1 pseudogene is annotated in these 219 nt (G+C 62.6%); it reads left to right on the top strand.

The window, feature by feature from the left end:
* Positions 1–74 (top strand): annotated as a pseudogene (locus FS665_RS23275) (YkgJ family cysteine cluster protein); the annotation flags it as partial.
* Positions 75–219 lie beyond the last annotated feature (145 nt).

Genomic DNA, 219 nt, shown 5'->3' with positions numbered 1-219 from the left:
CCTGCCGTAATCACCCCAAGGTCGGGCCGCGGCCGGGGTATTGTGCTTACAAGCCGAAGGTGGTTGGGCGGTGATTCACCTAGTGAATGAGGGCCTCGCATTCACCTTTTGATTGAGTGAGGGCCGCGCATTCGCCTTGCGATTGAATGAGGGCCGTCGGGCGCATGCCTTGGTTTTGAGGGTGTGGCGGATATCGAGCGCCGCCCGCGCGGCGCATCG

Origin of the sequence: Pseudomonas sp. URMO17WK12:I11 (assembly GCF_007677725.1) — a bacterium.
Lineage (GTDB): Bacteria > Pseudomonadota > Gammaproteobacteria > Pseudomonadales > Pseudomonadaceae > Aquipseudomonas.
This window is presented reverse-complemented; position numbering and strand designations above follow the sequence as displayed.